The organism is Caballeronia udeis, from assembly GCF_001544555.2.
GTDB lineage: Bacteria > Pseudomonadota > Gammaproteobacteria > Burkholderiales > Burkholderiaceae > Caballeronia > Caballeronia udeis.
The window spans coordinates 1-22530 of the sequence record NZ_FCOK02000096.1 but is presented as its reverse complement, the minus strand read 5'-3'; the positions used below and the strand labels follow the sequence as shown (position 1 = coordinate 22530).

The following is a 22530-nucleotide window of genomic DNA, read 5'->3' as shown; positions in this document are numbered from 1 at the left end:
CGAAAGTGTTGTGACCGATGAATAGAGGGCGCGAGATGAACTCATGCTGAACACCGCGCTCAAACTCAGGCCACTTTTTTTGCAGAGCCCGTAATGAAAAAACTATTTCTACTTCCCCTGTTTGCTTTGCTGATGGCGTTTTGTAGCGGTGCGTTCGCGCAGGCCGCCGACATGTCCACCCCCGACGGGCTGGTCAAGACAGTCACGTCGCAAGTGCTCGACCAGATCAAGTCTGACAAGCAGATCCAGTCGGGCAACATCACGCGCATCACGGAACTGGTGAACGAGAAGATCCTGCCCTACACGGACTTCACGCGGACCACGCGTCTCGTCATGGGACGCAACTGGAATACGGCCACGCCGCAGCAGCAGAAGGACATCGTCGAGCAGTTCAAGATGCTGCTGATCCGTACGTATTCGGGTGCGCTGGCGCAGGTTCGTGATCAACAGGTCCAGTACAAGCCGTTCCGTGCCGATCCTAGCGACACAGACGTGGTGGTGCGTTCGGTTGTGTTGAACAACGGTTCGCCGATCGAACTCGACTACCGCCTGTACAAGACGCCGCAGGGCTGGAAGGTCTATGACATCAACGTGCTTGGCGCGTGGCTGATCCAGGCTTATCAGCAGCAGTTCAACGAGCAGATCCAGCAACACGGCGTGGACGGGCTGCTGCAGTTCCTCACGCAGCGTAACCAGCAACTGGCGAGCGGCAAGACATCGTGAGTCGCTTCGAAACCGCCGCGACGCTCACGCACGAGAGCGCACGAAGTGCGCTCGACGCGGGTTTGTCGCGGATTGCAGCGGGCGCGACCGAAGTGGATTGCGCGTCGCTCAAACAATTCGATTCGTCGGCGCTCGCCGTGCTGCTCGCGTGGCAACGCGCGGCAGCGGCACGCGGTGCGGCGCTCACCGTCGTCAACCTTCCCTCCGGGCTTGCCAGTCTCGCGCAAGCCTATGGCGTAGATACGCTCCTCACCTTCCGACATTGACCCTGTCCTGCTGAATCATCGGCGCGTTTCGATATCGATCGAACGTGCCTCGCAGGGTTGGCAGGGTTGTTCTGGACTCGCTAGCGGCTAAGCTCTGCCGCGTTTGGCCTATAATCAACCGTTTTTTCGGCCCGCTGTCTGCCTTTCATTTTTGTAAAGGCCGGTTCCGATCCGCACACATCGAGGCGCAGCCCCCGCCGGCGCGCGCACTGTCATGTCAGCCATAGAAATACGCAACGTCAAGAAGCGCTACAAAGAGCTGCAAGCGCTCAAAGGCGTGAACCTCGTCGTCGAAGAAGGCGAGTTTTTCGGCCTGCTCGGCCCCAACGGTGCCGGTAAAACCACCCTCATCAGCATCCTTGCGGGTCTCGCGCGCGCCGATAGCGGATCCATTTCCGTGCTCGGCCACGACGTGATCACGGACTTTCGCCAGGCGCGCCGCTCGCTGGGCGTCGTGCCGCAGGAGCTCGTCTTCGATCCGTTTTTCACCGTCCGCGAGTCGCTGCGCATCCAGTCCGGCTATTTCGGCCTGCGCAAAAACGATGACTGGATCGACGAAATCATGGCCAATCTCGATCTCACGGAGAAAGCCGACGTCAACACGCGCGCACTGTCAGGCGGCATGAAACGTCGTGTGCTGGTGGCCCAGGCGCTGGTCCACAAGCCGCCGGTGATCGTGCTCGACGAGCCGACCGCGGGCGTCGATGTCGAATTGCGCCAGACCCTCTGGAAGTTCATCTCCCGGTTGAATCGCGAAGGCCACACCATTGTGCTGACCACGCACTATCTTGAAGAAGCCGAGGCGCTGTGCGACCGGCTCGCCATGTTGCGTCGCGGTGAAGTCGTTGCACTTGAGCGGACCAGCACACTGTTGCAGCGCTTCGCCGGAATGCAGCTTTCGTTGCGTTTTACGCAGGGCGTATTGCCCGCTGAGTTGCGCGCGCTGGAAGTCGATCCGCGCGCAGCCTCCGGGACCAATCATTTGCTGCGGCTTGCAAGTTACGACGATGTCGAGCCGATTCTGGCGAAATGCCGCGCGGCGGGCTGCACGTTCGATGAAATCGATGTGCGCAAGGCGGATCTGGAGGACGTGTTCGTGCAGGTGATGAACGAGCCGGAAGTGATCGAGGGTCTTTCATGAGCGGCTTTCGCACCCTGTTCTACAAAGAAATCCTGCGCTTCTACAAGGTTGCGTTTCAAACGGTGCTTGCGCCGGTCATCACGGCGCTTTTGTACCTGATGATCTTCGGGCACGCGCTGACGAATCACGTCGAGGTTTATCCCGGCGTGGCCTATACAAGCTTCCTCGTGCCGGGCCTCGTGATGATGAGCGTGTTGCAGAACGCGTTCGCGAACAGTTCGTCGTCGCTGATCCAGTCGAAGATCACGGGCAACCTGGTGTTCGTGCTGCTGCCGCCGCTCTCTCACTGGGAAATGTATTTCGCGTATGTGCTCGCGTCCGTCGTGCGCGGGATTGCGGTCGGCTTCGGCGTGTTTATCGTCACGGTGTGGTTCATTCCCATGAGCTTCGCGGCGCCGTTCTACATTCTCGGCTTTGCGATCCTCGGCTCTGCAATTCTAGGAACGCTCGGATTGATCGCCGGCGTCTGGGCCGATAAATTCGACCAGCTTGCGGCATTCCAGAACTTTTTGATCATGCCGCTGACTTTCCTGTCGGGCGTGTTTTACTCCACTCATACGCTGCCGCCAGTCTGGCGCGAAGTGTCGCGGCTGAATCCGTTCTTCTACATGATCGACGGTTTCCGCTACGGCTTCTTCGGCATGTCCGACATCAATCCGCTCGTGAGCCTTGGCATTGTCGGCGGGTTTTTCATCGTTCTGGCGGTGATCGCCATGCGCTTGCTGGCAAGCGGTTACAAACTGCGTCATTGATGGACGTAAGTGAGAGCGTCAGCGGTTAAGTCACTAATCAGTTCGCTTAATTTTCAGGAGACTTCCATGTTGCCGACTCCGGAACAAGTGAAGGAATACATTGCTGGCGGCCTCGCTTGCCAGCATGTCGAAGTAGAAGGCGACGGCCAGCATTTCTTCGCGACCATCGTGAGCGACGCATTCGAAGGCAAGCGGCCTATCGCGCGCCATCAACTCGTCTACGCAGCGCTCGGCGACCGCATGCGCGCGGAAATCCACGCGCTGAGCATGAAAACGCTGACCCCGGCCGAGTGGAAACCCGTCTGAGCGTTCTTCACATTTAACGTCCACGCATCACCCGTAACCGACTGGCTGAAAATTTAGTGCGATTCACTCAAGACAACCGCGACGCCGATAACGGCGCCGCAGCAGGAAGCTCCGTAGAAGGAACGCCAAGCATGGATAAACTCGTGATTGTCGGGGGCGCGAAGCTCTCGGGCGAAATCGTTGTATCGGGTGCGAAGAATGCGGCGTTGCCCATTCTTTGCGCCAGCTTGCTCACGGCTGACGATGTCCACCTGGAGAACGTGCCCAACCTGCAAGATGTGCGCACGATGCTCAAATTGCTCAACCAGATGGGGCTGCGTTCCGAATCAGCGGACGGAAAGGTCTGGCTGAATGCATCGAAGGTCGACAATCTTGTAGCGCCCTATGAAATGGTCAAGACCATGCGGGCGTCGATCCTCGTGCTCGGGCCGCTGCTTGCGCGTTTCGGCGAAGCGAAGGTGTCGTTGCCGGGTGGCTGCGCGATCGGCGCGCGTCCCGTCGATCAGCACATCAAGGGCTTGCAGGCGATGGGCGCCGAGATCACGATCGAACACGGCTTCATTGAAGCGCGGGCGAAGCGGCTTAAGGGCGCGCGTATTGTCACCGACATGATCACGGTCACCGGCACGGAAAACCTGCTGATGGCGGCGGTGCTGGCGGAAGGCGAAACGGTTATCGAAAACGCGGCGCGCGAGCCGGAAGTCAGCGATCTCGCGAATCTGCTTGTCGCGATGGGCGCGAAGATCGATGGGATCGGGTCGGACCGGCTGGTGATTCAAGGTGTCGACAAGTTGCACGGCGCGCGTCATTCGGTCGTGCCGGATCGTATTGAAGCAGGCACGTTCCTGTGTGCGGTCGCGGCGACCGGCGGCGACGTGACATTGCGAAACGTGAATCCCTCGTTGCTCGAAGCTGTGATTGAAAAGCTGCACGAAGCGGGTGTATCTGTTGAAGAAGGCGAGAACTGGATTCGCGTGCGGATGAGCAAACGTCCGAGCGCGGTCAGCTTCCGTACATCGGAATATCCGGCGTTCCCCACCGACATGCAGGCGCAGTTCATGGCGCTCAACACGCTCGCGACCGGTACGTCGCAGGCGGTGGAAACCATCTTCGAAAACCGTTTCATGCACGTGCAGGAACTGAACCGGCTCGGCGCGAGCATCACCATTGACGGCAACACGGCGCTGGTGACCGGCGTACAGAAATTGTCGGGCGCCAAGGTGATGGCGACTGACCTGCGGGCATCGGCGAGCCTGGTGATTGCGGCCATGTGCGCGGACGGTGAAACGCTGATTGATCGTATTTATCACCTCGATCGCGGGTACGACCGTATGGAAAGCAAACTCACGGCGGTTGGCGCGAACGTGCGGCGCATCAAGGGTAGCGGAGGCGAGCAATGAGTTCGCTGCAAACTTCCCGGTCGCTGGGTTCTGTGCCGTCCAGCGCAATGTTGACGCTGGCGTTATCGAAGGGACGTATTTTCGATGAAACCCTGCCGCTGCTCGCCGCAGCCGGCGTGGAGGTGACCGAGGATCCCGAAACGTCGCGCAAGCTGATCTTGCCGACCACGAATCCGAATTTGCGCGTGATCATCGTGCGTGCAACCGATGTCCCGACCTACGTCGAATACGGCGCAGCCGACTTCGGCGTGGCGGGCAAGGACGTGCTGATCGAGCATGGCGGCGGTGGGTTGTATCAGCCGATCGATCTGAATATTGCGCGCTGCCGGATGTCGGTGGCGGTGAAAAACGGCTTCGATTACGACACTGCAGTGCGGCAAGGCGCCCGGCTGCGCGTCGCGACAAAATATGTTGAAGTGGCACGTGAGCATTTCGCGGCGAAGGGCGTTCACGTCGATCTGATCAAGCTGTATGGATCAATGGAACTGGCGCCGCTGGTCGGTCTGGCCGACGCCATTGTCGACCTGGTCAGTTCAGGTAATACCTTGCGTGCGAATGATTTGGTCGAAGTCGAAGAAATCATGGAAATATCGTCGCGTCTGGTCGTCAATCAGGCCGCGCTGAAGTTGAAGCGCGCTGCGTTGAAGCCGTATCTCGATGCGTTCGAACGCGCATCGGCCGGCGCGTAAAAGTAGAGTAGGGCAGAGCAGGGCAAACAAACGGATACCAGCATGTCTATCAAGATTCGCAAACTCGATTCCAGCGCCAACGGTTTTCACACGGCGCTGCACGCGGTGCTCGCGTTCGAGGCGAGCGAGGACGAAGCCATTGAGCGCTCGGTCGCGCAGATTCTCGCCGATGTCAAAAAGCGTGGCGACGACGCCGTCCTGGACTACACGAACAAGTTTGACCGGCTGAAGGCCGAAAGCGTCGCATCGCTGGAATTGCCGGCGGCCGAAATGGAAGCGGCGCTCGAAGGGCTCGAACCGAAACGCCGCGCCGCGCTGGAAGCAGCGGCGGCGCGCGTGCGCGGGTATCACGAGAAACAGCGGATCGAGTGCGGCAGTCATAGCTGGCAGTACACGGAAGCTGACGGCACGGTGCTCGGCCAGAAAGTCACGCCGCTGGATCGCGCCGGTATCTACGTGCCGGGCGGCAAGGCGGCGTATCCGTCGTCGGTGCTGATGAACGCGATTCCCGCGCGCGTTGCCGGCGTGAAGGAAATCGTGATGGTCGTGCCCACGCCGGACGGCGTGAAAAATCCGCTGGTGCTCGCAGCCGCGTTGCTGGGCGGCGTGGATCGCGTGTTCACCATTGGCGGCGCGCAGGCAATCGGCGCGCTGGCCTACGGCACGCAGTCCATTCCTGCCGTCGATAAAATCTGCGGCCCGGGCAACGCGTACGTGGCATCGGCAAAACGGCGCGTGTTCGGCACGGTCGGTATCGACATGATCGCGGGACCATCGGAAATCCTGATCATTTGCGACGCCACCACGGACCCGCGCTGGGTCGCGATGGACCTGTTCTCGCAAGCCGAACACGACGAACTCGCGCAATCCATCCTGCTGTGCCCGGACGCCGCGTTCATCCAGCGCGTGGAAGACGCAATCAACGAATTGCTGCCCACGTTGCCCCGTCGCGACGTGATCCAGCGCTCGCTCGAAGACCGCGGCGCGCTGATCAAGGTCGCGGACATGAACGAAGCCTGCGCGATCGCCAACGACATCGCGCCGGAACACCTCGAAATTTCCGCGCTCGATCCGCATCACTGGGCGGCGCAGATCCGTCATGCGGGCGCTATCTTCCTTGGCCGCTACACGAGCGAAAGTCTCGGCGATTACTGCGCGGGACCGAACCACGTGTTGCCGACGTCGCGCACCGCGCGGTTCTCATCGCCGCTGGGTGTGTACGACTTCCTGAAGCGCTCCAGCGTGATTGAAGTCAGCGCGGAAGGCGCGCAGACGCTCGGCGAGATTGCAGCCGAGCTGGCGTATGGCGAAGGCCTGCAGGCGCATGCGCGCAGCGCTGAATACCGGATGAAAAATACGTCGCAGTAAGCGAGCAACGACGCAACCGAGTTAGATACCGAGGCGGCCTTAGAGCCGCCCAACGTCCGGCGCTGGAGTCCGGCAATACCATGACACGACCACAAGACATTCTGCGCCCCGACGTCCTCGCGATGACGTGTTATCCCGTGCCGGATTCAACCGGCCTCGTGAAGCTCGACGCGATGGAAAATCCGTATCGGTTGCCGGCGAACCTGGCTGCTCAGTTGGGCGAACGACTGGCGGACGTTGCGTTGAACCGATACCCCGAACCCCGCCCAACTGCGTTGATCGAGAAGATCAAGCGCGTCATGCAGGTGCCCGCCGCGTGCGAATTGCTGCTCGGCAACGGTTCGGACGAATTGATCAGCATGATGTCGATGGCGTGCGCGAAACCCGGTGCTGCAGTCGTTGCACCGGTTCCCGGCTTCGTGATGTACGCGATGTCGGCGAAGTTCGCGGGGCTTGAGTTTATCGGCGTACCGTTGAACGCGGATTTCACGCTCGACGTCGACGCGCTGATCGCGGCCATCGAAACGCACAATCCGGCGCTGGTATATCTCGCGTATCCGAACAATCCGACCGGCACGCTCTACGATGACGCGGACATTGAATGCGTGATCGCGGCGGCATCGAATAGCCTGGTGGTGATCGATGAAGCGTATCAACCGTTCGCGCAGCAAAGCTGGCTGCCGCGCGCGGCGGACTTCGACAACGTTGTCGTGATGCGGACCATGTCGAAGCTTGGTCTGGCGGGTATTCGCCTGGGCTATCTGGCGGGCAAGGCGTCGTGGACGACCGAATTCGATAAAGTGCGTCCGCCGTACAACGTCAATGTGCTGACGCAGGCGGCCGCAGATTTCATGCTCGATCACCTTGACGTACTCGACGCTCAGGCTGCCGAACTGCGTGCTGAACGCACGCATCTGGAAGACGCGATCAAGGCGCTGCCCGGCACGACCGTTTTCCCGAGTGCCGGCAACTTCCTGCTCGTCCGTGTTCCTGATGCCGCTGCCGTCTTCGAAACCCTGCTGACATCGCGGGTTTTGATCAAAAACGTGAGTAAAATGCATCCGTTATTGGCAAATTGCGTGCGTTTGACGGTTGGATCGGCGCAAGAGAATGCGCAAATGATCGCTGCCCTGAAACTCGCGCTGCACTGAAATCTCTTAAAAGCCTCAAAGGAAACACCATGCGCATTGCGGAAGTCGTTCGCAACACCAGCGAAACGCAGATCCGTGTGAAGCTCGACCTGGACGGCACCGGCAAGCAAAAGCTCGCCACCGGCGTGCCGTTTCTCGATCACATGCTCGACCAGATCGCGCGTCACGGCCTCTTCGACCTTGAAGTCGAAGCGCATGGCGACCTTCATATCGACGACCACCACACGGTGGAAGACACCGGCATCACGCTGGGCCAGGCAGTGGCGAAGGCGATCGGCGACCGCAAGGGTATTCGGCGGTACGGACACTCCTACGTGCCGCTCGACGAAGCGCTGTCACGCGTAGTGATCGATTTTTCGGGCCGGCCGGGACTGGAATTTCACGTTCCGTTCACGCGTGCGCGTATTGGTACTTTCGACGTCGATCTCACCATCGAATTCTTCCGCGGCTTCGTGAATCATGCGGGCGTGACGCTGCACATCGACAATTTGCGCGGTATCAACGCGCATCATCAGGTGGAAACCGTCTTCAAGGCATTCGGCCGCGCGTTGCGCATGGCTGTTGAGCTGGACGAGCGCGCTGCAGGGCAGATTCCATCGACCAAGGGCAGCCTTTAAGCGCCTTCTAAATAACGCGGAAAACCGGCAAACGAAGGGCGTGCTCTCAAGTGTGATCGAGCGCGTTCCGGCCGTCCGCGTCGATACGAGCCATGCCGGCCTGCGATGAATCTACTCAAATCGTTTATTTCGTTGCTCGCGCTGATCAATCCGGTCGGCGCGATCCCGTTTTTCCTGAGCCTGACGACCGATATGTCGAGCTCGGAAAAGGCCGGCACGATCCGGATCGCGTCCATTTCAGTCTTCTGCGTGATAGCCGTGACGGCGTTGCTCGGACAGCAGATCATCGCGTTCTTCGGGATTTCGGTCGGCTCTCTTGAAGTGGGCGGCGGCATCATCATGTTGTTGATGGCGATCAACATGTTGAACGCGCAAGTCGGCAACACGCGCTCCACGCCGGAAGAGCGGCACGAAGCCGAGATGAAAAACAGCATCGCGGTCGTGCCCCTCGCCATTCCGCTGCTGACGGGGCCAGGTTCCATCAGCACGGTGATCGTCTATTCTGCAAGTGTGGTGCACTGGTATGACCGTCTCGGGCTGGTGGTGATCGGCGCGGTTCTGGCGGGATTGTGTTTCGGTGCGTTGATGCTCGCCGAACCCATTGCGCGTTGGGTCGGGCGCACCGGCATCAATATCGGCACGCGGCTGATGGGCTTGATGCTGTCGGCGCTGGCGGTGGAATTTATCGTCAATGGATTGAAGGCGTTGTTGCCCTCTTTGAAATAGCGTTCTGGAACGTGCTGAATTGAATACTTCGATGAAAACTTCAATAGCAATCGTGGACTACGGCATGGGCAACCTGCGCTCCGTATATCAGGCGCTCCGCAAAGCCGCGCCGGAAGCGGACGTGGCGATCGTCGAGCAGCCCGAAGCGATCCGTGCAGCCGAGCGTGTCGTGTTGCCGGGACAGGGCGCAATGCGCGACTGCATGGCACACCTCGGCGCGTCGGGCTTGCAGGAAGCCGTGATCGAGGCCGCGCGCGACAAACCCATGCTGGGCGTGTGTGTCGGCGAGCAGATGCTGTTCGACTGGAGCGAGGAAGGGGGCGAGAAGGGTACGAACGGCCTTGGCCTGATACCCGGCAAGGTCTTGCGCTTCGACCTGGAAGGCCAGCTGCAGGACGACGGTTCGCGTTTCAAAGTGCCGCAAATGGGCTGGAACCGCGTGCGCCAGACGCAGCGGCATGCGCTCTGGGACGGCGTGCCCGACGAATCGTTTTTCTATTTCGTGCACAGTTATTACGGCGTCCCGGACAATCCGGCGCATACGTCCGGCGAAACCCTGTACGGCGCACCGTTCACCTCGGCCATTGCCCGCGACAATCTGTTCGCGACCCAGTTTCACCCCGAGAAGAGCGCGGACGCGGGCTTGCGGCTGTATCGAAACTTCGTACACTGGAAACCGTAAAGTTCGCGTTTTTGGTGCTGTTTTAGCGTTGGTTTGACGTTTTGGCTTATGCCGTTTGCAGCGGCGAGCCTTGCGTCACTTGTACTACACTAGCGAGACGGCAAGCAAAACAAAGGCGCTGTGCCCAAGTTTGCAACCGTTCGATTAACCCTTATCCGATAACGCTATTTCTATGTTGCTCATTCCGGCCATCGATCTAAAAGACGGTCAGTGCGTACGCCTCAAACAAGGCGATATGGACCAGGCGACCATTTTTTCCGAAGATCCGGCGGCAATGGCCCGGCTATGGGTCGATCGGGGCGCACGGCGGCTTCATCTCGTCGACCTGAACGGCGCATTTGCCGGCAAGCCGAAAAACGAAGAAGCCATCCGCGCCATCATCCAGGAAGTCGGCAACGACATTCCGGTGCAGCTCGGCGGAGGCATTCGCGACCTGAACACCATCGAGCGGTATCTCGACGACGGTCTGGAGTACGTGATCATCGGTACGGCGGCGGTGAAAAATCCGGGCTTCCTGCAAGATGCGTGCACCGCGTTCGCGGGTCATATCATCGTCGGGCTGGATGCGAAGGACGGCAAGGTTGCCACAGACGGCTGGAGCAAGCTGACCGGTCATGAAGTCATTGACCTCGGCCGCAAGTTCGAAGACTACGGCTGCGAGGCGATCATCTACACGGATATCGGCCGCGACGGCATGTTGCAGGGCATCAACATTGAAGCCACTGTGCGCCTCGCTCAAGCCGTCAAGATTCCGGTGATCGCGAGCGGCGGATTGTCGAACCTGGGCGACATCGACTCTCTGTGCGAAGTGGAAGACGAGGGCATTGAAGGCGTGATCTGCGGACGTGCGATCTATTCGGGCGACCTGGATTTCGCGGCTGCGCAAGCGCGCGCCGACAAGCTGCGCGAAGCCGACGACGCCTGAGCCGCGGCATGTTGCGAGGGCGCCGCGCGGTCGTGAGTAACCTGACAACGCGGTGAGCTTTTCAGCACGCCTGATTTAAGCGCCTCATGTGCTTCCCGATGGCTTTCCGCTCGGCTTGACCGAGGGCGCGCCGCAAGTTCGTTCAGGCGGCGTGGGGTTTCCGGCGTTTCTTCTCGCGACGGTCAATTTCGATTAAACCGCGTCGCTTTCCTAAGCACTCGTTCGCAGCAAAACGGCATTCGCACCAATATGGCTCTCGCTAAACGCATCATTCCGTGTCTCGACGTCACCGCCGGCCGCGTGGTCAAGGGTGTTAATTTCCTCGAATTGCGCGACGCGGGCGATCCTGTCGAAATTGCTCGCCGATACGACGACCAGGGCGCCGACGAACTCACGTTCCTCGATATCACCGCCACCTCCGACCAGCGCGACCTGATTCTGCCGATCATCGAACAGGTGGCGTCGCAGGTTTTTATCCCGCTGACGGTTGGCGGCGGCGTGCGTGCGGTGGAAGACGTGCGCCGGCTGCTGAACGCGGGCGCTGACAAGATCAGCATGAATTCATCGGCGGTGGCGAATCCGCAACTCGTACGCGATGCGTCGGATAAACATGGTTCACAGTGCATTGTGGTGGCCATTGACGCGAAGCGCGTCAGCGCCGCGGACGAAACCCCACGCTGGGAAGTTTTCACGCACGGCGGCCGCAAGAACACAGGGCTTGACGTGATCGAGTGGGCTCGCAAGATGGCGGAATTTGGCGCGGGCGAAATCCTGCTGACCAGCATGGATCGCGATGGCACGAAAAGCGGCTTCGACCTTGCGCTGGTTCGCGCGGTATCGGACGCCATTTCCATTCCTGTGATCGCGTCGGGCGGCGTGGGGTCCCTCGCGCATCTGGCCGACGGCATCACCGAAGGTCACGCCGATGCGGTGCTTGCCGCCAGCATTTTTCACTACGGCCAACACACGGTCGGCGAGGCAAAACGCTTCATGGCCGATCAGGGCATCTCGGTGAGGATTTAAGCGATGACGGCGCAAACTGAAGAAGCGGGCTGGATCGAGAAGGTCAAGTGGGACGCGAACGGCCTTGTACCGGTGATCGCGCAGGAATCCACAACGGGCGATGTGCTGATGTTCGCGTGGATGAACCGCGAGGCATTGGCGAAAACCATCGAATTGAAGCGCGCGGTGTACTACTCGCGTTCGCGCCAGCGCCTGTGGTTCAAGGGCGAGGAATCGGGACACGTCCAGCATGTGCACGAAGTGCGGCTCGATTGCGACGAAGACGTCGTACTGCTGAAAGTGGAACAGGTGTCGGGCATTGCGTGCCACACCGGCCGCCATTCGTGTTTTTTCCAGAAATTCGAGGGATCGGTGGAAACGGGCGACTGGGTCGCTGTCGAACCGGTCTTGATGGACCCCGAACATATCTATAAGTAATGACTCAAGCCACGCTTTCCACGCAAGACACGCTGCTGCGCCTCGCGGCGATTATCGATAGCCGCAAGGGCGGGGACCCGGAACAATCCTACGTTTCCCGACTCTTTCATAAAGGTGACGACGCTGTTCTCAAGAAGATCGGCGAGGAAGCAACCGAAGTCGTGCTGGCCGCCAAGGACACGCGACACGGTGGAGCACCCAAGGCACTTGTCGGCGAAGTGGCCGACTTGTGGTTCCATTGCCTCGTGATGCTGTCCCATTTCGACCTCGGTCCGGCAGACGTCATTGCCGAGCTGGAACGGCGGGAAGGGATGTCGGGAATCGAAGAAAAGGCGTTACGCAAATCCCGCGATCGCGAGCAGAACGAAAACGGCGGCTAAGTTGCCAGGTCGGGTCACGTTCGACCGGTCGCCGAGGAGGATGAAATGAATCAGTCTTACGAGCCTTATCCGCCGCCTGTTTATCAAAACTCGCCCGATTCCGAACGGTTGCGCAGCTTGCGCACGTTGACCCATGTGCTTTACGCGCTCTACGCCGCCTACTGGCTGACGGGTGGACTGACTGTGCTGGTCGCCGTCATCATCAATTACCTGAAACGCGATGACGTCGCCGGAACGCCCTACGAAGCGCATTTCCGATGGCAAATCCGCACCTTCTGGCTGGCGCTGCTCGGTCATGTGATCGGCATAGCGTTGATCTGGGTGTTTATCGGCTTCCCCATTTTGTTCGTGGTCGGCATCTGGACACTTTATCGCGTTATAAAGGGCTGGCTGTTCCTGTACGAGAACAAGCCCTTGCAACCGGGTGCCTGGGTTTGAGGCTGAACGCTTGACCCTTAACTTGCATTCATATCGGGATATCACACGACACACATGAGCCAAGAGAACTGCATTTTCTGCAAGATCGCTGCGGGAGAAATTCCGAGCAAGAAAGTCCATGAGGACGATGAATTTGTTGCTTTTCACGATATCAACCCGGCCGCACCCGTCCATGTGCTCGTGATCCCGCGTAAACATATTGAGACGCTGTCGAGCTGCACCGAAGCCGATGCGCCGCTGCTTGGTAGAATGCTGAGCCTGACGGCGCGGCTTGCTGACGAGCTGGGCGTGGCGTACACCGGCGGCGACACCGGTTTTCGCACGGTCATCAACACCGGGCCGGGTGGCGGGCAAGAGGTGTATCACATTCACGCCCATATCCTCGCCGGGGAACGTCCGTGGCGCCGGATGGGTTGAGGGGTTGTTTTACGAATGTACGTGATCGCCCGATCAAGATGTAATGAAAACGAAAGCGTCTTTCCAGCGCAATATTGGGCGCGCAAAATATAGGTTTAATCATCGGGGCGTAGACGCTCCGACTCGGGCCGCAAGGTCCACATTCTTCGTCGCGAGCGACATGCGTGGCGGAGCCAAGGAGAGTTTTCAGTCATGGGTTCGTTGAGCATTTGGCATTGGTTGATCGTTTTGCTGATCGTGGCACTGGTTTTCGGCACGAAGAAACTGCGCAACATCGGCGGCGATCTGGGCGGTGCGGTAAAGGGTTTCAAGGAAGGCATGAAGGAAGGCGAAACGACGCCGACCGAGCAGCGTGAATTGCCGCGCAACGGCACGGTCGACGTGGAAGCGAAGGACAAGACCCGTTCGAGCGACTACCGCTAACCCAAGCTGATTGAACTGACTAAGCACGGTTAAGCCCGGCACCGGCCACTTCCACTCGCCACCCTCAGGATCTTCGATTCCATGCTCGACCTTGGTCTGACCAAAATGGCGCTGATCGGCGTCGTCGCGCTGGTAGTGCTCGGGCCGGAACGCTTGCCCGGCGTGGCGCGAACTGCGGGCGCGCTGTTCGGCCGCGCGCAGCGGTATATCAACGACGTCAAGGCCGAAGTCTCGCGCGAGATGGAACTCGACGAGTTGAAGAAGATGCGCACCGAGTTCGAAGCGGCGGCATCGAATGTCGAGAACAAGATTCACGACAATCTTCGCCAGCACGAAAACGAACTCAACGACGCCTGGAACCAGGGCACGTCGGTGTCCGACAGCGTGGCGGGCGGCGGTGACCCGAATCTGACGCACGTTTCCGGCGACACTTGGCGTTCGAACGCGGACAACACGTTCAGCAGCAACGCGTCGCCGACGAAACGCAAGAACTGGCGCGTCAAGCAGGCCGCCATTCCGAACTGGTACAAGCGCACCACGTTGCGCAAGACGCGCGTTCAATCAGGTGCGGCGCGCGTGGCGCGGCATACACCTGAGACGCTGCGCCGTCCCACGCGGTTTTTCTGATGTTTGCGTCGCTTTCATTGCGCGAATACCTACTTCCCTTCCATCGATGAATCCCAGCAGAGGGCCGGCGTGAGCGACCCGCAACAGATTAAAGACGAGCCCGTCGAAGAGACGTTTATCTCGCACCTGGTGGAACTGCGTGACCGCATCATCCGCGCAGGCGCTTCAGTCATCGTCGTGTTCATCGGGCTGGTTTATTGGGCACCGGATATCTTCCGGCTGCTCGCGCGTCCGCTGATGCAGAATTTGCCGAAGGACGGCAAGATGATTGTCACCGACGTCACCGGCTCGTTCTTCGTGCCGATGAAGGTGACCATGATGGTCGCGCTGGTGATAGCGCTGCCTATCGTGCTGTATCAGATCTGGGCGTTTATCGCGCCGGGGCTGTATCAGCATGAGAAGAAGCTGGTCGTGCCGCTGGTCGGAAGCAGCTATGTCCTGTTCCTGTGCGGCATGGCGTTCGCGTATTTCGTCGTGTTCCCCACTATTTTCCGCGTGATGGCGCATTACAACGCGCCGCTCGGTGCGGAAATGACGACGGATATCGACAATTACCTGAGTTTCGTCCTCACTATGTTCCTGGCGTTCGGCGTGACCTTCGAGGTGCCGATCATCGTGGTGATCCTGGCGCGCATGGGGTTCGTGACGATCAAGAAACTGCGGCAGATCCGGCCGTATGTGATTGTCGGTGCGTTCGTGATTTCCGCTGTGGTGACGCCGCCGGACGTGTTCTCGCAATTGATCCTGGCCGTGCCGCTGATCATTCTTTACGAGGTCGGCATCATTGCGGCACGGCTGATCGTGGGCAAGGACAAGATCCAGGAGCAGGAAGCGGAAGCCGCGGAGGACGCGAAGCGAGAAGGGGATTGAGGGTTTCAGCAGGCGGATGACGGGTGAGAAAGCGAAGGGGCCATTCCAAACCACGTTTGGAATGGCCCCTTTGTCTTTGTATTACGCTTACGCACGCCACCGCGGCCACGGCGAGCTGCAGGTCGCCTCACTCGTCGCTTTGATCTCCGCCACCGTTGTCATCGTCCGGCGGCTGGGGCTGCTTGGGCTGCATCGGCCGTTTGCCGATCACCACGCTCAAGTCCAGCTCCTTGCTTTTGCGCATCAGATGCACCTTCACCGATGTCCCCGGCTTGATTTGCGCGACAACATTCAGCAGGCGCGTGGTGTCGGTGATGGTGTCGTCGTTGATGCTGATCAGGATGTCGCCGGGCTTGATGCCGGCTTTGTCGGCCGGTCCGCCCTGCAATACGCCTGCCACGATTGCGCCGGACTTTTGCTCGAGCCCGAACGATTCCGCGATCTCCGGCGTCACGTCCTGCGGTTCCACGCCAATCCAGCCGCGCGTGACCGTGCCTGTGGTGATGATGCTTTCCAGCACGCTGCGCGCCGTTGACACGGGAATCGCAAAGCCGATCCCAAGCGAGCCGCCGCTACGCGAATAAATTGCCGTATTGATGCCGAGCAGATTACCGTTCACGTCCACCAGCGCACCGCCCGAATTACCCGGATTGATGGCCGCGTCGGTCTGGATAAAATTCTCGAAGGTATTGATGCCGAGGTGATTGCGCCCGAGCGCGCTGACAATCCCCATGGTCACCGTCTGCCCGACCCCGAACGGATTGCCGATCGCCAGCACCACGTCGCCCACGCGCGTCTGGTCCATGCGGCCGAGCGTGATGGTGGGCAGGTTCGTCATGTTGATTTTCAGCACGGCGAGATCGGTTTCCGGATCCACGCCGATCACTTTGGCTGACGACGTCCGTCCGTCAGCCAAAGCGACTTCGATCTGATCAGCCCCATCGACGACATGTTGGTTCGTTAGAATGTAGCCTTCGGAGCTGACAATCACGCCTGAGCCGAGATTCGACGCCGGCGTTTCGTCGCCCTTACGCTTGTTCTTGTCACCGAAGAAATAGCGGAACAGCGGGTCTTTCGCGCGCGGATCGGGCGGTAACGTGCCGTCTTTGCTCGAAAACACGTTGACCACGGCGGGCATGGCTTTCTGCGCGCCATCCGCATAGGACGACTGGGCAGGCCGGGAACCTATGCTCGGCGCAACTTCCTGCAACGCGACGATCGGTTCGGCGAGTTGCTTGCCGAACGTTCCCTGGCGTTGAAGCCACTGCGGTTTCAAGGTCGCGACGATGAACATCAGCGCCAAAAGCACGGTCACCGCTTGGGCAAAAAACAGCCAGAAGCGTCTAAGCATTTGATGGAATAGAGGAATTCATGGATCGGATCGAACTAGAATTGTATCTGAACAATCTGCTTGAAATCGGGCGCTTCAAGGACTATTGCCCGAATGGTCTGCAGGTTGAAGGCTCACGTCGCGTGAGCAAACTGGCGACCGGCGTCACGGCGTCGCAAGCGTTCCTGGACGCGGCCATCGAGTGGGGCGCCGACGCCGTGCTCGTACACCACGGCTACTTCTGGAAGAACGAAGCGCCGCAGGTCACCGGACGCAGATACCGACGGCTGAAGACGCTGCTCGAGCATGACATCAACCTGTTCGCGTACCACCTTCCGCTCGATTCGCATCCCGAGTTCGGCAACAACGCCCAGCTCGGCGCGCGTCTTGGCTTGATCGCGGACAACCGTTTCGGCGACCAGGAACTCGGCTGGATCGCGTCGTTGCCCGTGCCGTTGTCGCTTGAGCATTTCACCGCCACGGTCGAGAACGAAGTCGGGCGCAAGCCGCTCGTGTTCGGCAATCCGGATTGGGAGCTGCGTCGCGTAGCGTGGTGCACAGGCGGCGCGCAGGGCTTTTTCGATGAAGCCATTGCCGCCGGCGCCGACGTCTACATCAGCGGCGAAGTTTCCGAGCAGACCATGCACATCTCGGCGGAAAGCGGCGTGGCCTACGTTGCGGCAGGGCATCATGCCACTGAACGGTACGGCGTCCAGGCGCTCGGCGCCCATGTGGCCGAGCATTTCGATATCGAGCATGTCTTTATCGATATTGATAATCCCGTGTGATTATCTTGCGGTGCAATAAATAATCGAATGGGTTAAATGACCCCTTCATTCGATAGTCACGATAAGTGCGGGGAAACCCTTAAGAATGAAGGACTTCGAGCGTTTTTTGCTATTCAACTCTTGTAAATGACGACTCCATTCGCGCACACTAGCGTCGGTAGAACGAACTGACGGTATAAATCCAACTCAGAAGTGGGGCGTGTGATGCGAGACAACGAAGATCAACGCGTCGACGGCAGCCGCCGAACCTGGCTGATCACGACGACCGTAATGGGCGGAATCGGTGGCGTAGCGGCTTGCGTCCCGTTCGTCGGGTCGTTTGCGCCGTCGGAGAAGGCCAAGGCAGCGGGCGCGCCGGTCGAAGTCGATATATCAGGTCTCAAGCCTGGCGACCTGATGACGGTTGCCTGGCGCGGCAAGCCGGTCTGGATTCTGAACCGTACCGACGAAATGCTCGCCGACGTGAAGAAGGCCGATCCCGAACTCGCCGACCCGCAGTCGAAGAAAGTATTCAGCATGCCGCTGCCGGAATACTGCAATAACGAATACCGTTCACGCACTGATCACAAGAACCTGCTTGTTGCCGTGGCCGTCTGCACGCACCTTGGCTGCACCCCCACGCCGCGCTTCCAGGAAGGCGCCCAGCCCAATCTCCCAGACGACTGGCCCGGCGGTTTTCTCTGCCCGTGCCACGGCTCGACCTATGATCTGTCCGGCCGTGTGTTCAAGAACAAGCCCGCACCGGACAACCTGGACATTCCGCCTTACATGTTCACTTCGGCGACGTCACTCGTGATTGGCAGGGACGAAAAGGGAGAAGCGTAATGGCGGCGACCGATAAAGAAGTGGAAACAACAGGGTTTTTGGGCTGGATCGACCGGCGCTTTCCGCTGACATCGACCTGGAAGACGCACGTTTCCGAGTACTACGCACCGAAGAATTTCAATTTCTGGTACTTCTTTGGCTCACTGGCGCTGCTCGTGCTCGTGAACCAGATCGTCACCGGCATCTTCCTGACGATGAACTACAAGCCCGATGCGACGCTTGCGTTTGCATCGGTCGAATACATCATGCGCGAGGTGCCGTGGGGCTGGCTGATCCGCTACATGCACTCTACCGGCGCGTCGATGTTCTTCGTCGTCGTGTATCTGCACATGTTTCGCGGGCTGTTGTACGGCTCGTATCGCAAGCCGCGCGAACTCGTGTGGATCTTCGGCTGCGCGATTTTCCTGTGCCTGATGGCCGAAGCGTTCTTCGGTTACCTGCTGCCGTGGGGCCAGATGTCGTTCTGGGGCGCACAGGTGATCGTGAACCTGTTCTCGGCCATTCCGTTCATCGGCCCGGATCTGTCGCTCTGGATTCGCGGCGATTACGTGGTGTCGGACGTGACGCTCAACCGCTTCTTCGCGTTCCATGTGGTCGCCATTCCGCTCGTGCTGATCGGTCTGGTGGTTGCCCACCTGGTCGCGTTGCACGAAGTGGGCTCGAATAATCCGGACGGCATCGAGATCAAGGCCAAGAAGGACGAAAAGGGCATTCCTCTCGACGGCATCCCCTTCCATCCGTACTACTCCGTCCACGACTTCATGGGCGTCTGCGTGTTCCTGTTCATCTTCGCCGCGATTATTTTCTTCGCGCCGGAAATGGGTGGCTACTTCCTCGAAGCCAATAACTTCGTGCCGGCGAACTCGCTGCAGACGCCGAACGAGATCGCGCCGGTGTGGTACTTCACCGCCTTCTACGCCATGCTGCGCGCGACCACCGACCCGTTCAAGATCGTGCTGATGATCGTGGTTGCTTTGCTGGGCGTGCTGGCGCTGCTGCGAGCGCGTGGAAAATGGCGATTTGGCTTGCCGGTGCTGGCGTTGCTGCTGGTCGTGTTCATGGCGCTGACCGAATCGAAATTCTGGGGCGTGGTGGTGATGGGCACGGCCGTGGTGTCGCTGTTCTTCCTGCCATGGCTTGATCGAAGTCCCGTCAAATCGATCCGGTACCGGCCGCTTTTCCACAAGGTGTTCTACGGCGTCTTCGTGTTTGCGTTCCTGGTGCTGGGCTATCTGGGCACGAAACCGCCGTCGCCGGCGAGCACGCTGATCGCGCAGATTTGTGCGTTGATTTATTTCGCGTTTTTCCTCGGCATGCCCTTCTGGACGACGCGCGGCCGCTTCAAGCAGCCGCCCGACCGCGTGCGGTTCAAGCCGCATTGACCCGCGCCCAGACAGCAACAGGAGACATGACGATGAGAAAATGGTTTTCTACCCTCGCGGTGATTGGCGCGGCGCTGCTGTCGTTTGGCTTGACGCCGGCGCACGCGCAGGAAGTTCCGCTAGACGCCGCGCCCGATAGCTCCGAAAATTTTGCTTCGCTTCAACATGGCGCAAAATTGTTTGTAAACTATTGTCTGAATTGCCACAGTGCAAATTTGATGCGTTACAACCGGCTGACGGATATCGGCATCGATCCGAAGGAGATCCAGGCGAATTTGCTGTTCACCACGGACAAGGTCGGTAACACGATGACGATCGCCATGCGCCCCGATGACGCAAAAACGTGGTTCGGGGCGGCGCCGCCGGATTTGTCGGTGGAGGCGAGGGCACGCGGCAAGGATTGGATCTACACGTACTTGCGCAGTTTTTATCGCGACGATACCCGGCCGACCGGCTGGAACAATCTAGTGTATGAAAACGTCGCCATGCCGCATGTGCTGTGGGAGTTGCAGGGTATACGGACGGCGAAATTCGATACCGAAGTCGACGAAAAAACCGGTGAAAAGACCAAACATTTCGCGGGTTATACCCAAGTGACTCCGGGGACGATGTCGCCAGTAGATTATGATTCGGCTATGGCCGATCTGGTTTCGTACCTTTCGTGGATGGCGGAACCGGCCCAGCAGGAGCGAAAGCAACTGGGTGTCTGGGTCCTGATGTTCTTGGGAGTTTTGAGCTTTCTGGCGTGGCGCCTCAACGCGGCATACTGGAAGCAAATTAAATAACACGCCGCGATCGGTGTGGGTCAGCGTCGTCAAAGCGCCTCCTAGCAGGCGCTTTTCGCACGCTGGCCCTTATGTTTTTCTGAAGGGACTTTTAATCATGATGGTTTTGTACTCCGGCACTACCTGCCCGTTCTCCCAGCGCTGCCGGCTGGTGTTGTTCGAAAAGGGCATGGACTTCGAAATCCGCGACGTTGACTTGTTCAACAAGCCGGAAGACATCGCGGTGATGAATCCGTACGGCCAGGTGCCCATTCTGGTCGAACGCGACCTGATCTTGTACGAATCGAACATCATCAACGAATACATCGACGAGCGTTTTCCGCATCCGCAACTCATGCCGGCCGATCCGGTGCAGCGCGCCCGCGCTCGCTTGTTCCTGCTGAACTTCGAGAAAGAGCTGTTCGTGCACGTCGGCACGCTGGAAAACGAAAAGGGCAAGGCAGCGGAAAAGAATCACGAGAAGGCGCGCAACGCCATCCGCGATCGTCTGACGCAACTCGCTCCCATTTTCCTGAAGAACAAGTACATGCTCGGCGAAGAGTTTTCAATGCTCGACGTCGCCATCGCGCCGTTGTTGTGGCGTCTGGATCACTATGGCATCGAGCTGTCGAAGAACGCTGCGCCGTTGATGAAGTATGCCGAGCGGATTTTCAGCCGGCCGGCTTACATCGAAGCGCTGACGCCTTCGGAAAAGGTGATGCGTCGCTAATATTTTCGATGGCGGGACGCGCCGGCTTTACCGGCGCGCTCCCCTTCGATAGAGGGCAAGTCGATGCAAGAAATATCCACCAAGCCTTATCTACTGCGCGCGCTCTATGAGTGGTGCACGGATAACGGCTTTACGCCGCATATCGCGGTGCGGGTCGACAACGGCACGCGCGTGCCGCGTCAATTCGTGCGCAACGACGAGATCGTTCTGAACATCAGCTTCGAGGCTACGAGCCAGTTGCAGATGGGTAACGAGTGGATCGAATTCAGTGCGCGCTTTTCTGGCAAGTCGCACAAGATCGAGGTGCAGGTCACCAACGTGCTGGCTATCTATGCACGAGAGAATGGCCAGGGCATGGCCTTTCCCGTTGATCCCGCTGCGATTGGTGCGGCGCCGGACGTGTCGGGCGAGGACGGGCCGCGATCGTCGGAGCTGGGTCCGGACGAAAGTGGGTCTGAACGGATCGAGCAACGTGAGACGGCAGCGTCTGCACGAGAGGCACGAGATGACGATGAGTCTCCTCCTGACGACGATGGATCTAAATCATCTGGTCGAGGCCACCTCAAGGTCGTCAAATGAAGTAGAATCGCTGACTTCGCCGGCTTAGCTCATCAGGTAGAGCAGTTGATTTGTAATCAGAAGGTGGCGGGTTCGAGTCCTGCAGCCGGCACCAGTTTAGCGTTTCATGATGTATCAAGATGCTGTTCAACCCCGCGCCCGGTAACGGTTCGCGGGGTTTTTGTTTTTGGCGGGCATTGAACCGTTTGGCGTTGAATAGCGCAATTGGCGTGGTTCCTGGCGGGACATTCGCGTCGCCGCCCGCTGCAAAGCAGGATGTGGTCCGAAGAGCGGGTCCGTTTCTGAGATGGCGTCCGGGAGCAAATTTCCGAAACGATGCTGCGGGAGATCCAGGTAAACCGCACGCTCTTCCGGGCGCGAATACTCGCGGTCCGATGCTCAAGAGCGTGATCGGTGGCGAGTTGGCCCCTGATTCGACCTCGACGTTCCTTCAGGAAGTCTTCGTGATAGCAATCAGCTACGCGTCTGGTTCTTCCTCGTATTTCGCCGGATTCGCGCGGACTCTTCACGTGCTCTTAATATTCTTTTCACAAACCTCTTGCGCAACGTCAGGGAGGGCACTAGAATTCGGCCTCTTCGCTTCTGGATGAGGCGAAGAGAAGCGGGAAGTAAAGGCGTTAGCTGTTCAATTTCGGTAGCGGGAGAGCCAAGCAGGACGGCCCTTCGAGGGAATTGAAAAGTCCAGGTGGTCGAGATGATGTTTGTCACGAAGCGGTAAAAAACCTGTTGACGAAAAGCGAAACGCAGGACATAATCTCGTTTCTGTGCTGCAGATGCAGCGACGCGAAAGC

Annotated in this window: 28 protein-coding genes and 1 tRNA gene; 28 read left to right on the top strand and 1 reads right to left on the bottom strand. The window is 59.1% G+C overall.

Annotated features, from left to right (window positions below; translation table 11 throughout):
- Positions 1-93: 93 nt before the first annotated feature.
- The 21 genes from AWB69_RS39800 to tatC all read left to right on the top strand — a co-directional run bounded on the left by AWB69_RS39800 (position 94) and on the right by tatC (position 15341).
- Positions 94-723: an MlaC/ttg2D family ABC transporter substrate-binding protein gene (locus AWB69_RS39800; protein ID WP_062092263.1), complete on the top strand. Its 630-nt coding sequence runs from the start codon at positions 94-96 to the stop codon at positions 721-723.
- Entirely contained in the window at positions 720-989 is a 270-nt protein-coding gene (locus AWB69_RS39795) for an STAS domain-containing protein (RefSeq protein WP_031362173.1), read from the top strand. Before AWB69_RS39800 ends, AWB69_RS39795 begins: the two co-directional genes overlap by 4 nt.
- A gap of 214 nt (positions 990-1203) precedes the next feature.
- Complete coding sequence (locus tag AWB69_RS39790; protein ID WP_062092262.1) at positions 1204-2130, top strand: ABC transporter ATP-binding protein; 927 nt, start codon at positions 1204-1206, stop codon at positions 2128-2130.
- Positions 2127-2882: an ABC transporter permease gene (locus AWB69_RS39785; RefSeq protein WP_062092261.1), complete on the top strand. Its 756-nt coding sequence runs from the start codon at positions 2127-2129 to the stop codon at positions 2880-2882. The genes AWB69_RS39790 and AWB69_RS39785 overlap by 4 nt, the downstream gene beginning before the upstream one ends.
- A gap of 66 nt (positions 2883-2948) precedes the next feature.
- A complete protein-coding gene (locus tag AWB69_RS39780) occupies positions 2949-3188 on the top strand; it encodes a BolA family protein (protein ID WP_031362176.1) in 240 nt (79 codons plus the stop codon).
- Positions 3189-3319: 131 nt separating this feature from the next.
- Positions 3320-4588, top strand: coding sequence for a UDP-N-acetylglucosamine 1-carboxyvinyltransferase (murA, locus tag AWB69_RS39775; RefSeq protein WP_062092260.1), 1269 nt, complete (start codon positions 3320-3322; stop codon positions 4586-4588).
- Positions 4585-5277 (top strand): ATP phosphoribosyltransferase, encoded by a 693-nt coding sequence (gene hisG, locus AWB69_RS39770; protein WP_062092259.1) that lies wholly within the window; start codon positions 4585-4587, stop codon positions 5275-5277. The genes murA and hisG overlap by 4 nt, the downstream gene beginning before the upstream one ends.
- Positions 5278-5319: 42 nt before the next feature.
- A complete protein-coding gene (hisD, locus tag AWB69_RS39765; protein WP_062092258.1) occupies positions 5320-6645 on the top strand; it encodes a histidinol dehydrogenase in 1326 nt (441 codons plus the stop codon).
- Positions 6646-6725: 80 nt separating this feature from the next.
- On the top strand, positions 6726-7796 hold the full coding sequence (hisC, locus tag AWB69_RS39760) for a histidinol-phosphate transaminase (RefSeq protein WP_062092257.1): 1071 nt from the start codon (positions 6726-6728) through the stop codon (positions 7794-7796).
- 29 nt (positions 7797-7825) lie between these two features.
- Positions 7826-8413: an imidazoleglycerol-phosphate dehydratase HisB gene (gene hisB / locus AWB69_RS39755; RefSeq protein WP_031362181.1), complete on the top strand. Its 588-nt coding sequence runs from the start codon at positions 7826-7828 to the stop codon at positions 8411-8413.
- 105 nt (positions 8414-8518) lie between these two features.
- Entirely contained in the window at positions 8519-9139 is a 621-nt protein-coding gene (locus AWB69_RS39750; RefSeq protein ID WP_050380472.1) for a MarC family protein, read from the top strand.
- 31 nt (positions 9140-9170) lie between these two features.
- On the top strand, positions 9171-9821 hold the full coding sequence (gene hisH / locus AWB69_RS39745) for an imidazole glycerol phosphate synthase subunit HisH (RefSeq protein WP_062092256.1): 651 nt from the start codon (positions 9171-9173) through the stop codon (positions 9819-9821).
- Positions 9822-9993: 172 nt separating this feature from the next.
- A complete protein-coding gene (hisA, locus tag AWB69_RS39740; RefSeq protein WP_062092255.1) occupies positions 9994-10746 on the top strand; it encodes a 1-(5-phosphoribosyl)-5-[(5-phosphoribosylamino)methylideneamino]imidazole-4-carboxamide isomerase in 753 nt (250 codons plus the stop codon).
- 249 nt (positions 10747-10995) lie between these two features.
- Complete coding sequence (hisF, locus tag AWB69_RS39735; protein ID WP_062092254.1) at positions 10996-11769, top strand: imidazole glycerol phosphate synthase subunit HisF; 774 nt, start codon at positions 10996-10998, stop codon at positions 11767-11769.
- A 3-nt stretch (positions 11770-11772) separates the two neighbouring features.
- On the top strand, positions 11773-12186 hold the full coding sequence (gene hisI / locus AWB69_RS39730; RefSeq protein ID WP_062092253.1) for a phosphoribosyl-AMP cyclohydrolase: 414 nt from the start codon (positions 11773-11775) through the stop codon (positions 12184-12186).
- A complete protein-coding gene (locus AWB69_RS39725; protein WP_062092252.1) occupies positions 12186-12566 on the top strand; it encodes a phosphoribosyl-ATP diphosphatase in 381 nt (126 codons plus the stop codon). The genes hisI and AWB69_RS39725 overlap by 1 nt, the downstream gene beginning before the upstream one ends.
- A gap of 45 nt (positions 12567-12611) precedes the next feature.
- The gene (locus AWB69_RS39720; protein WP_062092251.1) at positions 12612-13004 is read left to right on the top strand and encodes a DUF4870 family protein; all 393 of its coding nucleotides are present in this window, start codon (positions 12612-12614) and stop codon (positions 13002-13004) included.
- A gap of 54 nt (positions 13005-13058) precedes the next feature.
- On the top strand, positions 13059-13421 hold the full coding sequence (locus AWB69_RS39715; protein WP_062092250.1) for a histidine triad nucleotide-binding protein: 363 nt from the start codon (positions 13059-13061) through the stop codon (positions 13419-13421).
- A gap of 192 nt (positions 13422-13613) precedes the next feature.
- The gene (gene tatA / locus AWB69_RS39710; protein WP_062092249.1) at positions 13614-13844 is read left to right on the top strand and encodes a Sec-independent protein translocase subunit TatA; all 231 of its coding nucleotides are present in this window, start codon (positions 13614-13616) and stop codon (positions 13842-13844) included.
- 81 nt (positions 13845-13925) lie between these two features.
- The gene (tatB, locus tag AWB69_RS39705; protein WP_062092248.1) at positions 13926-14471 is read left to right on the top strand and encodes a Sec-independent protein translocase protein TatB; all 546 of its coding nucleotides are present in this window, start codon (positions 13926-13928) and stop codon (positions 14469-14471) included.
- Between the two features lie 69 nt (positions 14472-14540).
- Positions 14541-15341, top strand: coding sequence for a twin-arginine translocase subunit TatC (gene tatC, locus AWB69_RS39700; protein WP_062092271.1), 801 nt, complete (start codon positions 14541-14543; stop codon positions 15339-15341).
- 127 nt (positions 15342-15468) lie between these two features.
- Here the strand turns inward: tatC and AWB69_RS39695 are convergent, their stop codons facing one another.
- The gene (locus AWB69_RS39695; RefSeq protein WP_062092247.1) at positions 15469-16692 is read right to left on the bottom strand and encodes a Do family serine endopeptidase; all 1224 of its coding nucleotides are present in this window, start codon (positions 16690-16692) and stop codon (positions 15469-15471) included.
- 20 nt (positions 16693-16712) lie between these two features.
- Here AWB69_RS39695 and AWB69_RS39690 point away from each other — a divergent pair, with 20 nt between their 5' ends.
- The 7 genes from AWB69_RS39690 (at position 16713) to AWB69_RS39660 (ending at position 21833) form a co-directional block, all read left to right on the top strand.
- The gene (locus AWB69_RS39690) at positions 16713-17459 is read left to right on the top strand and encodes a Nif3-like dinuclear metal center hexameric protein (RefSeq protein WP_062092246.1); all 747 of its coding nucleotides are present in this window, start codon (positions 16713-16715) and stop codon (positions 17457-17459) included.
- Positions 17460-17663: 204 nt separating this feature from the next.
- Positions 17664-18284, top strand: a complete 621-nt coding sequence (gene petA / locus AWB69_RS39685; protein ID WP_062092270.1) for a ubiquinol-cytochrome c reductase iron-sulfur subunit — start codon at positions 17664-17666, stop codon at positions 18282-18284.
- The gene (locus AWB69_RS39680) at positions 18284-19666 is read left to right on the top strand and encodes a cytochrome b (RefSeq protein ID WP_062092245.1); all 1383 of its coding nucleotides are present in this window, start codon (positions 18284-18286) and stop codon (positions 19664-19666) included. The genes petA and AWB69_RS39680 overlap by 1 nt, the downstream gene beginning before the upstream one ends.
- Positions 19667-19698: 32 nt before the next feature.
- Positions 19699-20451: a cytochrome c1 gene (locus AWB69_RS39675; RefSeq protein ID WP_062092244.1), complete on the top strand. Its 753-nt coding sequence runs from the start codon at positions 19699-19701 to the stop codon at positions 20449-20451.
- A 97-nt stretch (positions 20452-20548) separates the two neighbouring features.
- A complete protein-coding gene (locus AWB69_RS39670) occupies positions 20549-21160 on the top strand; it encodes a glutathione S-transferase N-terminal domain-containing protein (RefSeq protein ID WP_031362199.1) in 612 nt (203 codons plus the stop codon).
- Positions 21161-21223: 63 nt separating this feature from the next.
- Positions 21224-21739 carry a ClpXP protease specificity-enhancing factor gene (locus tag AWB69_RS39665; RefSeq protein ID WP_062092243.1) on the top strand — a complete coding sequence of 172 codons (516 nt, stop codon included), beginning with the start codon at positions 21224-21226 and terminating at the stop codon, positions 21737-21739.
- Positions 21740-21757: 18 nt separating this feature from the next.
- Positions 21758-21833 (top strand) — tRNA-Thr (locus AWB69_RS39660).
- Positions 21834-22530: the final 697 nt, after the last annotated feature.

Excerpts from the sequence above, each read along its gene's own strand:
- AWB69_RS39690 (WP_062092246.1), top strand. The coding sequence starts at position 16,713 with ATGGATCGGATCGAACTAGAATTGTATCTGAACAATCTGCTTGAAATC.
- AWB69_RS39785 (WP_062092261.1), top strand. The coding sequence starts at position 2,127 with ATGAGCGGCTTTCGCACCCTGTTCTACAAAGAAATCCTGCGCTTCTAC.
- hisB (WP_031362181.1), top strand. The coding sequence starts at position 7,826 with ATGCGCATTGCGGAAGTCGTTCGCAACACCAGCGAAACGCAGATCCGT.
- AWB69_RS39725 (WP_062092252.1), top strand. The coding sequence starts at position 12,186 with ATGACTCAAGCCACGCTTTCCACGCAAGACACGCTGCTGCGCCTCGCG.
- petA (WP_062092270.1), top strand. The coding sequence starts at position 17,664 with ATGCGAGACAACGAAGATCAACGCGTCGACGGCAGCCGCCGAACCTGG.
- AWB69_RS39695 (WP_062092247.1), bottom strand. The coding sequence starts at position 16,692 with ATGCTTAGACGCTTCTGGCTGTTTTTTGCCCAAGCGGTGACCGTGCTT.
- AWB69_RS39715 (WP_062092250.1), top strand. The coding sequence starts at position 13,059 with ATGAGCCAAGAGAACTGCATTTTCTGCAAGATCGCTGCGGGAGAAATT.
- AWB69_RS39800 (WP_062092263.1), top strand. The coding sequence starts at position 94 with ATGAAAAAACTATTTCTACTTCCCCTGTTTGCTTTGCTGATGGCGTTT.
- AWB69_RS39670 (WP_031362199.1), top strand. The coding sequence starts at position 20,549 with ATGATGGTTTTGTACTCCGGCACTACCTGCCCGTTCTCCCAGCGCTGC.
- AWB69_RS39665 (WP_062092243.1), top strand. The coding sequence starts at position 21,224 with ATGCAAGAAATATCCACCAAGCCTTATCTACTGCGCGCGCTCTATGAG.
- AWB69_RS39675 (WP_062092244.1), top strand. The coding sequence starts at position 19,699 with ATGAGAAAATGGTTTTCTACCCTCGCGGTGATTGGCGCGGCGCTGCTG.
- tatB (WP_062092248.1), top strand. The coding sequence starts at position 13,926 with ATGCTCGACCTTGGTCTGACCAAAATGGCGCTGATCGGCGTCGTCGCG.
- hisG (WP_062092259.1), top strand. The coding sequence starts at position 4,585 with ATGAGTTCGCTGCAAACTTCCCGGTCGCTGGGTTCTGTGCCGTCCAGC.
- hisF (WP_062092254.1), top strand. The coding sequence starts at position 10,996 with ATGGCTCTCGCTAAACGCATCATTCCGTGTCTCGACGTCACCGCCGGC.
- tatA (WP_062092249.1), top strand. The coding sequence starts at position 13,614 with ATGGGTTCGTTGAGCATTTGGCATTGGTTGATCGTTTTGCTGATCGTG.
- AWB69_RS39720 (WP_062092251.1), top strand. The coding sequence starts at position 12,612 with ATGAATCAGTCTTACGAGCCTTATCCGCCGCCTGTTTATCAAAACTCG.
- murA (WP_062092260.1), top strand. The coding sequence starts at position 3,320 with ATGGATAAACTCGTGATTGTCGGGGGCGCGAAGCTCTCGGGCGAAATC.
- hisC (WP_062092257.1), top strand. The coding sequence starts at position 6,726 with ATGACACGACCACAAGACATTCTGCGCCCCGACGTCCTCGCGATGACG.
- hisA (WP_062092255.1), top strand. The coding sequence starts at position 9,994 with ATGTTGCTCATTCCGGCCATCGATCTAAAAGACGGTCAGTGCGTACGC.
- AWB69_RS39680 (WP_062092245.1), top strand. The coding sequence starts at position 18,284 with ATGGCGGCGACCGATAAAGAAGTGGAAACAACAGGGTTTTTGGGCTGG.
- AWB69_RS39780 (WP_031362176.1), top strand. The coding sequence starts at position 2,949 with ATGTTGCCGACTCCGGAACAAGTGAAGGAATACATTGCTGGCGGCCTC.
- hisH (WP_062092256.1), top strand. The coding sequence starts at position 9,171 with ATGAAAACTTCAATAGCAATCGTGGACTACGGCATGGGCAACCTGCGC.
- hisD (WP_062092258.1), top strand. The coding sequence starts at position 5,320 with ATGTCTATCAAGATTCGCAAACTCGATTCCAGCGCCAACGGTTTTCAC.
- AWB69_RS39790 (WP_062092262.1), top strand. The coding sequence starts at position 1,204 with ATGTCAGCCATAGAAATACGCAACGTCAAGAAGCGCTACAAAGAGCTG.
- hisI (WP_062092253.1), top strand. The coding sequence starts at position 11,773 with ATGACGGCGCAAACTGAAGAAGCGGGCTGGATCGAGAAGGTCAAGTGG.
- AWB69_RS39750 (WP_050380472.1), top strand. The coding sequence starts at position 8,519 with ATGAATCTACTCAAATCGTTTATTTCGTTGCTCGCGCTGATCAATCCG.